Source organism: Thioalkalivibrio sp. ALE10 (genome assembly GCF_000381385.1).
Classification (GTDB): domain Bacteria; phylum Pseudomonadota; class Gammaproteobacteria; order Ectothiorhodospirales; family Ectothiorhodospiraceae; genus Thioalkalivibrio.
The window spans coordinates 84171-99179 of record NZ_KB906450.1 but is presented as its reverse complement, the minus strand read 5'-3'; the positions used below and the strand labels follow the sequence as shown (position 1 = coordinate 99179).

The 15009-nt window shown below is 66.6% G+C and carries 16 protein-coding genes; all 16 read left to right on the top strand.

From position 1 onward, the window contains the following. Nucleotides 1–3: 3 nt before the first annotated feature. A complete protein-coding gene (gene mnmG / locus F788_RS0100490; RefSeq protein ID WP_019588908.1) occupies nt 4–1878 on the top strand; it encodes a tRNA uridine-5-carboxymethylaminomethyl(34) synthesis enzyme MnmG in 1875 nt (624 codons plus the stop codon). Further along, nucleotides 1868–2527 carry a 16S rRNA (guanine(527)-N(7))-methyltransferase RsmG gene (rsmG, locus tag F788_RS0100485; protein WP_019588907.1) on the top strand — a complete coding sequence of 220 codons (660 nt, stop codon included), beginning with the start codon at nt 1868–1870 and terminating at the stop codon, nt 2525–2527. The genes mnmG and rsmG overlap by 11 nt, the downstream gene beginning before the upstream one ends. Continuing rightward, nucleotides 2524–3279, top strand: coding sequence for a ParA family protein (locus F788_RS0100480; RefSeq protein WP_019022543.1), 756 nt, complete (start codon nt 2524–2526; stop codon nt 3277–3279). Before rsmG ends, F788_RS0100480 begins: the two co-directional genes overlap by 4 nt. A 26-nt stretch (nt 3280–3305) precedes the next feature. Then, nucleotides 3306–4157: a ParB/RepB/Spo0J family partition protein gene (locus F788_RS0100475; RefSeq protein WP_018868899.1), complete on the top strand. Its 852-nt coding sequence runs from the start codon at nt 3306–3308 to the stop codon at nt 4155–4157. A gap of 82 nt (nt 4158–4239) precedes the next feature. After that, nucleotides 4240–4641 (top strand): ATP synthase subunit I, encoded by a 402-nt coding sequence (locus F788_RS0100470; protein WP_019588906.1) that lies wholly within the window; start codon nt 4240–4242, stop codon nt 4639–4641. Nucleotides 4642–4657: 16 nt separating this feature from the next. After that, nucleotides 4658–5500 (top strand): F0F1 ATP synthase subunit A, encoded by an 843-nt coding sequence (atpB, locus tag F788_RS0100465; RefSeq protein ID WP_019588905.1) that lies wholly within the window; start codon nt 4658–4660, stop codon nt 5498–5500. 48 nt (nt 5501–5548) lie between these two features. Continuing rightward, nucleotides 5549–5785 carry a F0F1 ATP synthase subunit C gene (atpE, locus tag F788_RS0100460; protein ID WP_018868902.1) on the top strand — a complete coding sequence of 79 codons (237 nt, stop codon included), beginning with the start codon at nt 5549–5551 and terminating at the stop codon, nt 5783–5785. 53 nt (nt 5786–5838) lie between these two features. Continuing rightward, a complete protein-coding gene (locus F788_RS0100455; RefSeq protein WP_019022540.1) occupies nt 5839–6309 on the top strand; it encodes a F0F1 ATP synthase subunit B in 471 nt (156 codons plus the stop codon). A 9-nt stretch (nt 6310–6318) separates the two neighbouring features. Continuing rightward, nucleotides 6319–6855 (top strand): F0F1 ATP synthase subunit delta, encoded by a 537-nt coding sequence (locus F788_RS0100450; protein ID WP_019588904.1) that lies wholly within the window; start codon nt 6319–6321, stop codon nt 6853–6855. A gap of 12 nt (nt 6856–6867) precedes the next feature. Continuing rightward, entirely contained in the window at nt 6868–8409 is a 1542-nt protein-coding gene (gene atpA / locus F788_RS0100445; RefSeq protein WP_019588903.1) for a F0F1 ATP synthase subunit alpha, read from the top strand. Between the two features lie 12 nt (nt 8410–8421). Further along, nucleotides 8422–9282: a F0F1 ATP synthase subunit gamma gene (atpG, locus tag F788_RS0100440; protein WP_018868906.1), complete on the top strand. Its 861-nt coding sequence runs from the start codon at nt 8422–8424 to the stop codon at nt 9280–9282. Between the two features lie 56 nt (nt 9283–9338). Beyond that, nucleotides 9339–10715 (top strand): F0F1 ATP synthase subunit beta, encoded by a 1377-nt coding sequence (gene atpD / locus F788_RS0100435; RefSeq protein WP_019022537.1) that lies wholly within the window; start codon nt 9339–9341, stop codon nt 10713–10715. A gap of 12 nt (nt 10716–10727) precedes the next feature. Beyond that, the gene (locus F788_RS0100430; protein WP_024328652.1) at nt 10728–11150 is read left to right on the top strand and encodes a F0F1 ATP synthase subunit epsilon; all 423 of its coding nucleotides are present in this window, start codon (nt 10728–10730) and stop codon (nt 11148–11150) included. 100 nt (nt 11151–11250) lie between these two features. Next, nucleotides 11251–12660, top strand: a complete 1410-nt coding sequence (gene glmU, locus F788_RS0100425; RefSeq protein ID WP_018868909.1) for a bifunctional UDP-N-acetylglucosamine diphosphorylase/glucosamine-1-phosphate N-acetyltransferase GlmU — start codon at nt 11251–11253, stop codon at nt 12658–12660. Between the two features lie 3 nt (nt 12661–12663). Next, entirely contained in the window at nt 12664–14514 is a 1851-nt protein-coding gene (gene glmS / locus F788_RS0100420; protein ID WP_019588902.1) for a glutamine--fructose-6-phosphate transaminase (isomerizing), read from the top strand. A 74-nt stretch (nt 14515–14588) separates the two neighbouring features. Next, nucleotides 14589–14885 carry a hypothetical protein gene (locus tag F788_RS0100415; protein WP_019569320.1) on the top strand — a complete coding sequence of 99 codons (297 nt, stop codon included), beginning with the start codon at nt 14589–14591 and terminating at the stop codon, nt 14883–14885. Nucleotides 14886–15009 lie beyond the last annotated feature (124 nt).

Below are 15009 nucleotides of genomic sequence, written 5' to 3'. Positions count from 1 at the left end.
AGCATGGCGGAATCCTTCGATGTCATCGTAGTGGGCGGCGGGCATGCCGGTACCGAGGCAGCCCTGGCGGCCGCGCGTACCGGTGCGCAAACCCTGCTGTTGACCCACAACCTCGAGACCGTCGGGCAGATGAGCTGCAACCCGGCGATCGGCGGCATTGGCAAGGGGCATCTGGTCCGGGAGATCGATGCGCTGGGCGGGGTCATGGCGCGGGCCGCGGATGCCGCGGGTATCCATTTCCGCGTCCTGAACCGGCGCAAGGGGCCGGCGGTGCGCGCGACCCGCGCCCAGTCGGATCGCCAGCTCTATCGCCTGGCCGTGCGCCGCGCCGTCGACCAGTGCCCCAACCTGCGGGTCTTTCAGCAGGGCGTGGCTGATGTCGTGCTCGACGGTGACCGCGCTGCGGCGGTGGTGACCGACGGCGGGATCCGCTTCGAGGCCGGCTCGGTGGTGCTGACCGTGGGCACCTTCCTCAACGGCCGGATGCATACCGGCGAGCAGAACCAGGCCGGCGGCCGCGCCGGCGACCCGCCGAGCGAACGCCTGGCGGCGCGCCTGCGCGAGATGGCCTTCGATGTCGGCCGGCTGAAGACCGGTACCCCGCCGCGCATCGACGGGCGCAGCGTCGACTTTTCCGTGCTGGAACGTCAGCCCGGCGACGATCCGCGCCCGGTCTTCTCGTTCATCGGTTCGCGCGACGAGCATCCGCCGCAGCGTGCCTGTCATATCGCCCGGACCACCGAGCATACCCACGCGATCATCCGCGACAACCTCGAGCGTTCGCCGATGTATTCCGGGGCCATCGACAGCACCGGTCCGCGCTACTGTCCGTCGATCGAGGACAAGGTGGTGCGCTTCGCGGACAAGGACAGTCACCAGATCTTTGTCGAACCCGAAGGCCTGGATACCCACGAACTGTATCCCAACGGCATCTCCACCAGCCTCCCCTGGGAGGTACAGGTCGACGTGGTGCGCAGCATCCCCGGTTTCGCGCACGCACACATCACCCGTCCGGGGTATGCGATCGAATACGATTTCTTCGACCCGCGCGGCCTGACCCCGGGCTTGGCGACCCGCGACGTCGGCAACCTGTTCCTCGCGGGCCAGATCAACGGTACGACCGGCTACGAGGAAGCGGCCGCCCAGGGGCTGGTGGCCGGCCTCAACGCCGCCCGTCACGTCGCCGGGCACGACCCGTGGGTCCCGCAGCGTTCCGAGGCCTACATCGGGGTGCTGATCGACGATCTGGTCACCCGCGGTACCCGCGAGCCCTACCGGATGTTCACCTCGCGCGCCGAACATCGCCTGCTGCTGCGCGAGGACAACGCCGATCTGCGCCTCACGCCGGCGGGCCGCGAAATGGGCCTGGTCGATGATGAACGCTGGACCGTGTTCGGTCGCCGTGCCGAACAGGTGGAGGCCGAACGCGCGCGCCTGGGTGCGACCCGACTGTCGCGCGAACAGCGCGGCAACGAGGCCCTGGTCGCCTACCTCGGCCAGACACCCGATCCCGAGGCGACCCTGGAAGACCTCCTGCGTCGCCCGAACGTGGATTATCCCGGCCTGATGGCCTGCCTGCCCGAGCTGGCTGCGACCCTGCCCGCCGACGTCTGCGAGCAGGTCGAGATCCAGACGAAATATGCCGGCTACATCGAACGTCAGCAGACCGAGGTCCGCCGCCAGGCGCGCGCGGAAAACACGCCGCTGCCGGAAAACCTGGACTACGACCGCGTCCATGGGCTGTCCGCCGAACTGCGGCAGAAGCTCGCCGAGTTTCGTCCCCACACCCTGGCCCAGGCGGGGCGCATTCCCGGCGTGACCCCGGCCGCGCTGTCCGCCCTGGCCGTGCATCTGAAGCAGCGCGCCAGTGGCGAATGAGGACACCTGGCGTGCGGAGCTAGCGCGCCACGCCCCTGCCGCGGGCCTGACGGAACCCGCGATCGACGCGCTGGTGACCTGGCTGAGTCAGCTCGAACGCTGGAACCGGGTGCACAACCTGAGCGCGGTGCGCGACCCGCAGCAGATGGTGTCGCGGCATGTCTTCGACAGTCTCAGCCTGCGCCCGTGGCTGCACGGGCAGCGTATCCTGGATGTGGGAACCGGCGCCGGACTGCCGGGGCTGATCCTGGCCCTGGCCGATGCCTACGCCCCCGACGGCGATGTGGCCGCAAAGCGGCGGTACTGCCTGCTGGACAGTGCCGCCAAGCGTGTTCGTTTCCTGCGTCACGTGATCGGCCTGCTGCGGACGGAAAACGTCGAGGCCCGGCATCTGCGGATCGAGCAGTTCGCGCCGCAGGCCCCGTTCGATACCCTGGTCTCGCGCGCCTTCAAGGCCCCCGCCGAGACCCTGCAGCGCGCCGGCCATCTGGTCGCCCCGCAGGGGCGGGTACTGGCGATGCTGGGCCCCGCCGACCGTGCCCGCGAAGCGTTGCCGGCACCGTGGTCGTATCAAGCGGTCGAGCCGGTTACCATTCCCGGCGAGCACGCCCCCCGTCACATCGCCATCATCGAGAGAACCGCGCCGTGACCGAGACCCTTGCGATCACCAACCAGAAGGGCGGCGTCGGCAAGACGACCACCTGCGTCAACCTCGCCGCATCGCTCGCCCGTCTGGGTCGTTCGGTGCTGGTGGTCGACATGGACCCGCAGGGCAACGCGACCACGGGATCCGGCGAAGACAAGCATGCCGACGTACGCACCACCTGCGACGTCCTGCTGGGTGATGCGCCCCTGGATGATGTCGTGCAACGCGTCGAGGCCGGCTTCGATCTGCTGCCGGCCAACGGTGACCTGACCGTGGCCGAGGTGCGCCTGATGGAGGAAGAGGGCCGCGAATATCGCCTGCAACAGGCCCTGGCGGATGCCCGTGGCCGCTGGGACTACGTGCTGGTCGACTGCCCCCCGTCGCTCAATCTGCTGACGGTCAACGGTCTGGTCGCCGCCGATGGCGTGGTCATCCCCATGCAGTGCGAGTACTACGCCCTCGAGGGCCTCACCGCGCTGATGCGCACCATCGAGAGCATCCAGCGCGGGCCCAATCCCCGCCTGCGCATCGCCGGACTGCTGCGCACCATGTTCGATGCCCGCAACCGTCTCGCCGGCGACGTCTCCGAGCAGCTGACCGGGTATTTCGGCGACCGGGTCTACAATACCGTGATCCCGCGCAACATCCGCCTGGCCGAAGCCCCCAGCTTCGGTCAGCCTGCTCTGTTGTATGATGCTTCATCGCGCGGCGCGGTCGCCTATCTCGCCCTGGCAGGCGAACTGCTGCGCCGCTGATTGCTCCTTTCGGGAGGATTCGACACATGGCCAGAAGAAACAGTGGACGACTCGGACGTGGTATCGACGCGCTGCTCAGCGGGGCCTCCGAGGAGCCCGGCGAAGAGGATCGCCTGGAGTCCGTGCCGGTCGAACGCATCCGCCGCGGCCGTTACCAGCCGCGCGGCCGGATTTCCGAAGAGGCGCTGGCCGAACTGACCGAATCCATCCGCTCGCAGGGCATCGTACAGCCGGTGGTCCTGCGGCCGGTGGACGATGGCTACGAGCTGATCGCCGGCGAGCGACGCTGGCGCGCCGCCCAGCAGGCAGGCCTCGAAACGGTCCCAGCAGTGATCCGCGAGATCCCCGACCAGGCCGCCGCCGCGATGGCCCTGATCGAGAACATCCAGCGGGAGAACCTCAACCCGCTGGAGGAGGCCAGTGCCATCCACCGGCTGATCGGCGAATTCGAACTGACCCACCAGGACGCGGCCACCGCCGTTGGCCGCTCCCGCACCGCGGTGACCAACCTCCTGCGGCTGCTGGAGCTCCACGATGCGGTCAAGGTTCACGTCGACGAGGGTCGCCTCGAGATGGGCCATGCCCGCTGCATCCTCGCCCTGCCGGTCGACGACCAGCCCGAGGTCGCCGAGCGCGTCGTCAAGCGCGGGCTCTCGGTACGCGCCACCGAACAGCTGGTTCGCCGCACCCTCGAGCAGAAGGATGCCGAGCCGGTCTCCACCGAGCCACCGCCCGAGATCCGGCAGCTGGAGAGCCGCCTGGCCGACACCCTGGGTGCTCCCGTCCAGGTGCGTTACAACCGTCAGGGCAAGGGCCGCCTGGTGATCGAATACAACTCCCTCGACGAGCTCGACGGAATCCTTTCACATATTCAGTAACCCGGTCGGCCCCCGCGGGTCGCGTTGACCTCCCTTAAGGGCCCACTTATACTGCGCGCAATTTTCCGGAGAGGGGTGGGTTGTGCCCATCCACCAGATGACACCGCGACGCTTCGGCCCTGCCATCCAGTCGCTCGGTCTGCAGCTCGCAGTCACCCTTCTCCTGACGGTGCTCTTGCTGGTGCTGTCGTTACCGTCGGCCGCCATCTCGATGGCGCTCGGCGGCGGGATTGCCGCCCTCGGAAACGCCGTGATGGTATTTGCGGTCTTCGGGGCGTATCGTGCGTCGGCCGCCCGCAACCTGGCCGGGCGCATGATGCTGGCTCAGGTATTCCGGCTGCTGCTCATCGCAGCCGCATTTGCGGCGGTGTTCGCGGGTTACGAGAACCCCGACCTGCCCGCCCTGTTCGGTGGCTTTCTCGCGGTGCATCTTCTGCCCGTGTGGTGGGTCCACCGGGCATCCGCCCAAGCAATGAAGAGATAGCGACATGGCTTCAGAAATGGACGACCATATCAATCACCATCTCACGAACCTGACCTTCGGGTATCACCCGGAGAACGGGCTCGGCTTCGCGATGAACGCATCGGAGGCCGCCGAGATGGGTTTCTGGGCCATCCACGTCGATTCGATGATCTGGTCCATCGGCCTCGGCCTGCTGTTCATCCTCAGCTTCCGTTACGCGGCAAAGCGGGTCACCGCCGGTGTCCCCGGTGGCTGGCAGAACTTCGTCGAATGGATCATGGACTTCGTCGACACCAACGTGCGCGGTTCGTTCAAGCACAAGAACGACCTCATCGCGCCGCTGGCACTGACTATCTTTATCTGGATCTTCCTCCTGAACCTGATGGACCTGGTGCCGGTGGATCTGATCCCGCACCTCGCCTATCTGCTGGGCATCCCGTACTTCAAGATCGTGCCCACGACCGACATCAACGTGACGATCGGTCTGGCGCTGGGCGTGTTCATTCTCATCATCTATTACTCGCTGAAGATCAAGGGTCCGGTGGGTTTCGTCAAGGAGCTGACCGGTGCGCCGTTCCAGACCTCCATCACCCCGCTGAAGCCCCTGACCTGGGTGGCCAACTTCGTGCTGGAAGTCGTCGACCTCCTGGCCAAGCCGGCTTCTCTCGCCCTGCGACTGTTCGGCAACCTGTACGCCGCCGAGATGATCTTTATCCTCATCGGCCTGATGTACTCCGCCGGACTGATGTTGGGGCTCGCCGGGGGCGTGCTGCACGTCGGCTGGGCGATCTTCCACATCCTCGTGGTGCCGCTGCAGGCCTTCATCTTCATGGTGCTGACCATCGTCTATCTGGACATGGCTCACTCGGAAGACCACTGATAACCCTTAACTTCAACTGACCGTCTCAACTTCACTGGAGATATTACGATGGAAATGGCTAACGCTCTGGTTATTATCGCCGCCGCTCTGATGATGGGCATGGCCGCTATCGGCGCCGCGATTGGTGTCGCCACCCTCGGGGGTCGCTTCCTCGAAGGCGCTGCCCGTCAGCCGGAACTGATCCCGATGCTGCGCACCAACTTCTTCATCGTTGTGGGTCTGACCGACGCCGTGCCGATGATCTCGGTGGGTATCGGCCTGTACGTCCTGTTCGTTCTCGGCTAAGGGCTGATCGAGTCACGAGGATCCCTCACCACTCGTCAACCTGAGGTAGCAGGATGAATATCAATCTCACCATCATCGGGCAGCTGCTGGCCTTCAGCGTTTTCGTATGGTTCACCATGCGATTCGTGTGGCCGCCGCTGACCCAGGCCCTGGAGGCACGGCGCAAGAAGATCGCCGACGGCCTCGCGGCCGCCGAACGCGGCGAGAAGGAACAGGAGCTGGCCCAGGAGCGTGCGACCGAGGTCATCAAGGAGGCCAAGCAGCAGGCCAACGACATCGTCGCCTCCGCTCAGAAGCGTGCCAACGAGCTCGTCGAGGAAGCCCGCACCAACGCCCGCGAGGAAGGGGAGCGAATCAAGGAATCGGCGCAGGCCGAAGCCGAGCAGGAGCTCAACCGCGCGAAGGACGAGCTGCGCAAGCAGGTCTCCGACCTGGCGGTGCAGGGTGCCGAGCAGATCCTGGCCAAGGAGATTGACGCCAAGGCCCACGGTGACCTTCTCAAGAAGCTCGCTGCCAAGCTGTAAGGAGAGGCTATGTCAGACCTGATTTCGGTAGCCCGACCCTACGCCCGCGCCGCTTTCGAGCGGGCACGCGAGGACCAGGACCTCGCCGGCTGGGCCGAGCAGCTGGAATTGCTGGCGGCGATCGCCGGCGATTCCCGGATGCACGATCTCCTCTCGAATCCCCGGGTGCCGCGGGACAAGCGTGCCCAGCTCGTGCTGGACATCGCCGAGGGCAAGCTCAACGACGGTGCGGCCAACCTGGTCTGCCTGCTGGGCGAGAACGGTCGCCTGCCGGCACTGCCGGCCGTGAGCGAGGCCTTCAACGCGCTGAAGGCCGAAGCCGAAAGCCGCGTGGAGGCCGAGGTCATTGCGTTCCGCAAACTCACCCAGGCGCAGGAGAAAGAGATCCACAAGGCGCTGTCCGAACGTCTCGGCCGCGAAGTGGATCTGACCTCCTCGGTCGACAGCTCCCTTCTTGGAGGGGCCATCATCCGCGCCGGCGACCTGGTCATCGACGGCTCCGTGCGAGGCCAGCTAGACCGCCTGGCTGCCAATTTGAGTCGCTAAGAGGAAATTATCATGCAACTGAATCCCTCCGAGATCAGTGATCTGATCAAACAGCGCATCGACAAGTTCGATGCGGGCTCCGAGGCCTCGAACGAGGGCACCGTGGTCAGCCTGCAGGACGGCATCGCCCGCGTTCACGGCCTGGGCGACGTCATGCAGGGCGAAATGCTCGCCTTCCCCGGCGAAACCTACGGCATGGCGCTCAACCTCGAGCGCGACTCCGTGGGTGTGGTGATCCTCGGTGATTACAACCACCTGCGCGAAGGCGACACCGTCAAGTGCACCGGCCGCATCCTCGAGGTCCCGGTGGGCGACGAGCTGCTCGGCCGCGTGGTCGATTCGCTCGGGCAGCCGCTGGACGGCAAGGGCGCGATCGAGACCGGTCAGACCAGCCCGATCGAGCGCATGGCACCCGGCGTCATCGAACGTCAGGGCGTGGACCAGCCGCTGCAGAGCGGCATCAAGGCCATCGACGCCATGGTCCCCGTCGGCCGCGGTCAGCGCGAGCTGATCATCGGCGACCGCCAGACCGGCAAGACCGCCGTTGCCGTGGATGCGATCATCAACCAGAAGGATTCCGGCGTGAAGTGCATCTACGTCGCCGTTGGCCAGAAGGCCTCCTCGGTGGCGTCGGTGGTGAACAAGCTGGAACAGGCCGGCGCGATGGAGAACACCATCGTTGTCGCGGCCAACGCGTCCGAATCCGCCGCGATGCAGTTCATCGCCCCCTATGCCGGCTGCGCGATGGGCGAATATTTCCGCGACAAGGGCGAAGATGCCCTGATCGTCTACGACGACCTCACCAAGCAGGCCTGGGCGTATCGTCAGGTGTCCCTGCTGCTGCGTCGTCCGCCGGGCCGCGAAGCCTATCCGGGTGACGTGTTCTACCTGCATTCGCGTCTGCTCGAGCGTGCCTCCCGCGTCAACGAGGAATACGTCGAGCGTGCGACCAATGGCGAGGTCAAGGGTCAGACGGGCTCGCTGACCGCCCTGCCGATCATCGAGACCCAGGCCGGCGACGTGTCCGCGTTCGTGCCGACCAACGTGATCTCGATCACCGACGGTCAGATCTTCCTCGAGACCGACCTGTTCAACTCGGGTATCCGCCCGGCGATCAATGCCGGCCTTTCGGTTTCCCGTGTCGGTGGCTCGGCCCAGACCAAGATCATCAAGAAGCTGGGCGGCAGCGTGCGTCTCGACCTCGCCCAGTACCGCGAACTGGCCGCATTCTCGCAGTTCGCCTCCGATCTGGACGAAACCACGCGCAAGCAGCTGGATCGTGGCAAGCGCGTCACCGAGCTGATGAAACAGGGCCAGTACCAGCCGATGTCCATCGGCCAGATGGCGTTCTCCCTGTACGCGGCCAATCAGGGCTACCTCGACGACGTCGAGGAAGACAAGGTCGTGGATTTCGAACGCGAACTCCAGGCCTGGCTGCGCTCGAACCAGAAGGCGCTGCTCGACGAGATCAACAGCACCGGCGACTACAACGACTCCATCCAGGAACGCATGACCGCCGCCCTGGACGAGTTCAAGTCCAAGAACACCTGGTAACGGGAGCGCGCAATGGCGGGCACGAAGGAGATCCGGACGCAGATCAAGAGTATCCAGAATACTCAGAAGATCACCAAGGCCATGGAAATGGTGGCCGCGTCCAAGATGCGCAAGGCCCAGGACCGCATGCAGGAGTCCCGGCCGTACGCCGAAAAGATCCGCGACGTGATTGGTCACGTCGCGATGGCGAACGCCCAGTACCGTCACCCGTTCATGGTGGAGCGCGACGTCAAGCGCGTCGCCATGATCGTGGTGTCCACCGACCGCGGGCTGTGTGGCGGCCTGAACACCAACCTGTTCAAGCAGGCGGTCGCGGAAATGCGGCGCTACCGCGACGAAGGGGTCGAGGTGGATCTCTGCGTGTTCGGCAACAAGGCACTGCAGTTCTTCCGGCGGCTGGGGGGCAACATCGTGGCGCAGGCCACGGATCTCGGTGACCGCCCGCACCTCTCCGATCTCATCGGAACCGCGAAGGTGCTGCTGGACGATTTCCGCGAGGAAAAGATCGATCGCGTCGTTCTGGTGGAGAACAAGTTCGTCAATACCATGACGCAGAAGCCGCAGGTCACGCAGCTGCTGCCGACCGCGCCAAGCGCGGACGAAGAACTGGAATACCACTGGGACTACATCTACGAGCCGGAGCCCTACGAGGTTCTGGATACCCTCGTCGAGCGCTACGTGGAATCCCTGATCTATCAGGCCGTGGTCGAGAACGTGGCCTGTGAGATGGCCGCGCGGATGGTGGCGATGAAGGCGGCATCCGACAACGCCGGCACGATGATCAAGGACCTCCAGCTGGTCTACAACAAGGCACGCCAGGCCGCGATCACGCAGGAGATTTCCGAGATCGTCAGCGGCGCCGCGGCGGTCTAGCGACCGCCTCCGGCAGGCCCGACGCGGCAAGAATTACGACTTAGAGGATTGAACGCATGAGCTCTGGAAAGATTGTCGAAATCATCGGCGCCGTCGTGGACGTGGAGTTCCCCCACGGCGAGGTGCCCAGGGTCTACGACGCCCTGACGCTGGAAAACGGCCTGACCCTCGAGGTCCAGCAGCAGCTGGGCGACGGGATCGTCCGGACCATCGCCATGGGCAGCACCGACGGCCTCAAGCGCCAGACCGCCGTGAGCAACACCGGGGGCCCGATCTCCGTGCCGGTGGGCCAGGGCACCCTGGGCCGCGTGATGGACGTGCTGGGCCGCCCGGTGGACGAGGCCGGCGACGTGGAAACCGAAGAAAAATGGTCGATCCATCGCAAGGCCCCGAGTTTTGACGAACAGGCGGGATCCACGGACCTGCTGGAAACCGGGATCAAGGTCATCGACCTGCTCTGCCCCTTCGCCAAGGGCGGCAAGGTGGGCCTGTTCGGCGGCGCCGGCGTGGGCAAGACCGTCAACATGATGGAGCTCATCCGCAACATCGCCATCGAGCACAGCGGGTACTCGGTGTTTGCCGGCGTCGGGGAGCGTACTCGTGAAGGGAACGACTTCTATCACGAGATGAACGACTCCAACGTGCTCGACAAGGTGGCGCTGGTCTACGGCCAGATGAACGAGCCGCCGGGCAACCGTCTGCGCGTGGCGCTGACCGGTCTGACGATGGCGGAGTACTTCCGCGACGAAGGCCGTGACGTGCTGATGTTCATCGACAACATCTACCGTTACACCCTGGCCGGCACCGAGGTATCGGCGCTGCTGGGCCGCATGCCCTCCGCGGTGGGTTACCAGCCCACGCTGGCGGAAGAAATGGGTGTGCTGCAGGAGCGCATCACCTCCACCAAGAAGGGCTCGATCACCTCGATCCAGGCCGTCTACGTGCCGGCGGACGACCTGACCGACCCGTCGCCCGCCACCACCTTTGCGCACCTGGACGCCACGGTCGTGCTGTCGCGCCAGATTGCCGAGCTGGGGATCTACCCCGCGGTGGACCCGCTGGACTCGACCTCGCGTCAGCTGGATCCGCAGATCATCGGGCAGCAGCACTACGACACCGCGCGTGCGGTGCAGGGTACGTTGCAGCGCTACAAGGAGCTGAAGGACATCATCGCGATCCTCGGCATGGACGAGCTGTCGGAAGACGACAAGCTGGTCGTGGCCCGGGCGCGCAAGATCCAGCGCTTCCTGTCGCAGCCGTTCTTCGTTGCGGAAGTGTTCACCGGCGCCCCCGGCAAGTACGTGTCGCTCAAGGACACCATTCGTGCCTTCCAGGCCATCGTGGACGGTGAGTACGATCACCTGCCCGAGCAGGCGTTCTACATGGTGGGTACCATCGAGGAAGCCGTCGAGAAGGCCGACAAACTCGGCTAAGGAGCACCTGTCATGCCAATGACAATGCATGTGGACGTGGTCAGTGCCGAGGAGTCGATCTACTCCGGCACGGCCGAGATGATCGCGGCCCCGGCCGAGGAAGGCGAGGTCGGCGTGTATGCCGGTCACCTGCAGATGCTGGTTCGTCTGAATCCGGGCGAACTGCGCATCCAGGAGAAGGAAGGGGCGGAGCCCCAGCCGGTGTTCGTCTCCGGGGGCGTGATGGAGGTGCAGCCGCGCCACGTCACGGTGCTCGCGGATACCGCGGTCCGCGCGAAGGACCTGGACGAGGCCGAGGCGCTCGAGGCCAAGAAGCGGGCGGAGGAAGCCCTGGCCGACAAGCAGGCCGACTTCGATTATGCCAAGGCGCAGGCCGAGCTTGCGGAAGCCGCGGCCCGGCTGCAGATGATCGAAAAGCTGCGTCGCCGCCGCTGAACCGGCGGCAGACACGGCAGGGAAGGATCACAAGGCCGCCTCTCTCGGGCGGCCTTGTTGTTTGTGGTCCCGGCCGGGATCTCGGTATGGAAGGGTAATTGTGGAACGACTGCATCTGATCATACTCGCCGCCGGCAAGGGCACGCGGATGCGCTCGGCCCTGCCCAAGGTGCTGCAGCCGCTGGGCGGCCGACCCATGCTGGCGCACGTGCTCGAGCGCGCGGACCGGCTGGAGGCCAGCGCCGTCCATGTCGTGGTCAGCCACGGCCGGGAGGCGGTGCAGGCGGCCTTCGCGCAGCGAGAGGACCTGCGCTGGGTGGACCAGGGCCATCCCGGGGGCACCGGACACGCGGTGGCCCGCGCCCTGGAGGGGATCCCCGACGGTGCGCGGGTTCTGGTGCTGTATGGCGACGTGCCCCGGATCCCGTTGGCAGACCTGGAAGGCTGTGCGCGTACGCGGGAGACGCTCACGGTGCTTGGTACCCGGGTGGCCGATCCCCGTGGCTACGGGCGCCTGATCGAAGACGCGCGGGGCAATCTGGAGCGGATCGTGGAGGACAAGGAGACGGACGCTGCGGAGGCCGCCGTGAACCGCATCAATACCGGGGTCCTGGCGGGCGATGCGGTGGCGCTGAGACGCTGGCTGGGTGCGTGCGAGCCCCCGGCCGATGCCGAGCGCGAGTGGTACCTGACGGATGTGGTCGCGGTGGCCCGGGGCGAGGGCCAGTCGGTGGCCCTGATCGACAGCCAGGACCCCGACGCGGTCCTGGGCGTGAACGACCGGGCGCAGCTTGCGGTGCAGGAACGCCTGCTCCAGCGGGAGATCGCCGATGAATCCATGCGTGAGGGTCTGGCACTGGCAGACCCGGCCCGGTTCGATTGCCGCGGTACGCTGGAGTTCGGCCGCGACTGCCGGCTGGACGTGAATGTCGTGGTGGAGGGAACGGTGATCCTCGGCGATGATGTAGAAATCGGTGCCGGGTGCGTGCTGCGTGACTGTCGTATCGCTTCCGGCGCGCGGCTGCAGCCGTATACGGTGGTCGAGGGCGCCCGGCTCGGCGAGCGGGCCGAGGCCGGCCCGTTCGCGCGCCTGCGTCCGGGGGCCGATCTTGGCGAGGGCGCCCGGGTCGGCAATTTCGTCGAGGTGAAAAACGCGCGCCTGGAGTCCGGTGCCAAGGCCAACCATCTTGCCTACGTCGGCGATGCGCGGGTCGGTGCCGGAGCCAACCTGGGGGCGGGCACCATCACCTGTAATTACGACGGGGCCAACAAGCATCACACCGAGATTGGCGCGGACGCGTTTATCGGCTCCAACACCGCGCTGGTCGCGCCGGTTTCCATCGGTGCGGGCGCGACCGTGGGCGCGGGCTCGACCATCAGCCGCGACGTGCCGGACGGCGCGCTGGCCCTGACGCGGGCGCCGGCACGGACCGTGGAAGGCTGGCAGCGTCCGGCGAAGAGACCGAAATCGGGCGAAGCCGGCACCGAGGCAACGGAAGACGGGGACTGAACCATGTGCGGACTGGTTACCGGCATTGCCGAGCGCAACATCGTTCCGCTACTGATCGAGGGCCTGCACCGCCTGGAGTACCGGGGCTATGACTCCGCCGGGGTCGCGGTCGCCCGCACGGCCGGCATTGAGGTCGTTCGTACCGAGGGCAAGGTCGCCGCGCTGGAGGAGCGGGTCGCGCAGGCCGGGCTCCAGGGCCAGGCCGGTCTGGCTCACACCCGCTGGGCTACCCACGGGCGGCCCTCCGAGGCGAATGCGCATCCGCACCTGTCGCGCGATCGGCGCGTCGCCATTGCGCACAACGGCATCATCGAAAACCATGCGGCCCTGCGGGACGCCCTGGCGGCCGATGGCTGGAACTGTGCATCCGACACCGACAGCGAGGTCATCGCCCACCTGATCGAACAGGCGCTGGCTGCCGGGGACGAACCGGTGGCGGCCGTGCGCGGTGTCTGCGCCCGCCTCCAGGGGGCGTGGGCGCTGGCCGTCATCGTGGCCGATGCACCCGACCGTGTCATCGTCGCCCGTCACGGATCGCCCCTGCTGATCGGCCTGGGGATCGGCGAGAACTTTGCGGCGTCCGACATGCAGGCACTGCTGCCGGTCACCCAGCGGTTCATCGATCTGGAAGAAGGCGACATCGCGGTCCTGCGACGCGATCGCGTCGAGATCGAGGATGCGCGTGGCAACACGGTCACTCGTGAGGCGCGCGAGACCCGCTGCGAGGTGACCATCGCCGATCGCGGCGACTACCGCCATTTTATGCTCAAGGAGATCCACGAGCAGCCGCGCGCGCTGGCCGAAACCCTGGCCGGACGGTTCGGTCATGACGGCGTGCTGCCGAATCTGCTCGGCCCGGACACCGACCGTCTGTTGTGCGACGTCACCTCGGTGCAGATCGTCGCCTGCGGCACCAGCTATCACGCGGGCATGGTGGCGCGGTACTGGATCGAGGATTATCTCGGCATGCCGGCACAGGTCGAGGTGGCGAGCGAGTACCGCTATCGCCGGCATGTGGTCGCTCCCGGGACCCTCCTGCTGGTGCTGTCGCAGTCCGGGGAAACCGCTGACACCCTGGCGGTGCTGCGCCAGGCGCGCGAAGAGCCCTTCGCCGCGCGGCTGGCCATCTGCAACGTACCCGAGAGCACCATGGCCCGGCTCGCGGACCTGGTATTGATGACCCAGGCCGGCCCCGAGATCGGCGTCGCCTCCACCAAGGCCTTCACCACCCAGCTCGCCGCGCTGGCCGTCCTGGTGCTCCTGCTCGGTGATACGGCGCGCACCGCGCGGCTCGGGGCCGCCGACCGCCAGGACGGCATCCGGGCGCTGCAGGCCCTGCCGGCGATGGCCGACGCCGCACTGCAGCTGGACGGGCGCCTCGCCCAGGTGGCGGAGCATCTGGTGGAGCGCCACCACGCGCTGTTCCTGGGGCGGGGGGTGCATTACCCGATTGCGCTGGAGGGCGCCCTGAAGCTGAAGGAGATCTCCTACATCCATGCGGAGGCTTACCCTTCGGGCGAGCTCAAGCATGGGCCCCTGGCACTCGTGGACGCCGAAATGCCGGTCATTGCGGTGGCACCGGATGACGCCCAGCTGGAGAAACTCGCGAGCAACCTGCAGGAGGTACGGGCCCGCGGCGGCGAGCTGATCGTGATCGGCGAGGAGGCGGCGGCACGCGCCCTGGGCCCGGATGACACCTGGGTCGGCATGCCCCACGACGGCCCGTTGAACTCGTGGATCGCTCCGGTTCTCTTCGCGATCCCGTTGCAGCTACTCGCGTATCACACCGCCGTGCTCAAGGGCACCGACGTGGACCAGCCGCGCAATCTGGCCAAATCCGTGACCGTGGAATAGTCCGCATGGCTTGTATTGCCACGCCGGCTTCGCTAGATTCCCCGGCGTCCTGAAAACCGTGACCGGAGTACCCCATGGATCAGCAACAGATCAATCAGCGCTGCGTCGAACTGTTCAACTCGCCGCGGGTGCAGACCAAGATGTGGAGTCCACGCATGTTCTGGGAGGTGGGGCGCCACCTGAACGTCACCTCCGACCAGCTGACCGATCCGAAGGTAGACGTCGCCGAACTGGAAGTGATGCTCTCGGCCGCGGCCTACGAGCCGTCGCAGTGCGCGGACGAGGTCAACCAGCGCGAAAGCGGCCGTGCGGACTTCATCCGCCGCGCCGTGCAGTCCGGACAGCGCCCGTTCCTGCGCCGCGCCGACTGAGGCGATTTCCGTGTTCGGCCTCCGCGTAGGAGGCGAGCCCCCTCGCCGAGCCGGCGCAGGCGATTGGCCGGACGCAAAATCGGCCGGAGGGCCGGCCTCCTGCCGGGGCCAGGGTTCGACCTCC

What these genes read in the sequence shown, in the direction of transcription:
- F788_RS0100430 (WP_024328652.1), top strand. Translation starts at nt 10,728, where the DNA reads ATGCCAATGACAATGCATGTGGACGTGGTCAGTGCCGAGGAGTCGATC.
- F788_RS0100475 (WP_018868899.1), top strand. Translation starts at nt 3,306, where the DNA reads ATGGCCAGAAGAAACAGTGGACGACTCGGACGTGGTATCGACGCGCTG.
- F788_RS0100415 (WP_019569320.1), top strand. Translation starts at nt 14,589, where the DNA reads ATGGATCAGCAACAGATCAATCAGCGCTGCGTCGAACTGTTCAACTCG.
- mnmG (WP_019588908.1), top strand. Translation starts at nt 4, where the DNA reads ATGGCGGAATCCTTCGATGTCATCGTAGTGGGCGGCGGGCATGCCGGT.
- atpA (WP_019588903.1), top strand. Translation starts at nt 6,868, where the DNA reads ATGCAACTGAATCCCTCCGAGATCAGTGATCTGATCAAACAGCGCATC.
- atpD (WP_019022537.1), top strand. Translation starts at nt 9,339, where the DNA reads ATGAGCTCTGGAAAGATTGTCGAAATCATCGGCGCCGTCGTGGACGTG.
- F788_RS0100450 (WP_019588904.1), top strand. Translation starts at nt 6,319, where the DNA reads ATGTCAGACCTGATTTCGGTAGCCCGACCCTACGCCCGCGCCGCTTTC.
- F788_RS0100455 (WP_019022540.1), top strand. Translation starts at nt 5,839, where the DNA reads ATGAATATCAATCTCACCATCATCGGGCAGCTGCTGGCCTTCAGCGTT.
- atpE (WP_018868902.1), top strand. Translation starts at nt 5,549, where the DNA reads ATGGAAATGGCTAACGCTCTGGTTATTATCGCCGCCGCTCTGATGATG.
- atpB (WP_019588905.1), top strand. Translation starts at nt 4,658, where the DNA reads ATGGACGACCATATCAATCACCATCTCACGAACCTGACCTTCGGGTAT.
- atpG (WP_018868906.1), top strand. Translation starts at nt 8,422, where the DNA reads ATGGCGGGCACGAAGGAGATCCGGACGCAGATCAAGAGTATCCAGAAT.
- glmS (WP_019588902.1), top strand. Translation starts at nt 12,664, where the DNA reads ATGTGCGGACTGGTTACCGGCATTGCCGAGCGCAACATCGTTCCGCTA.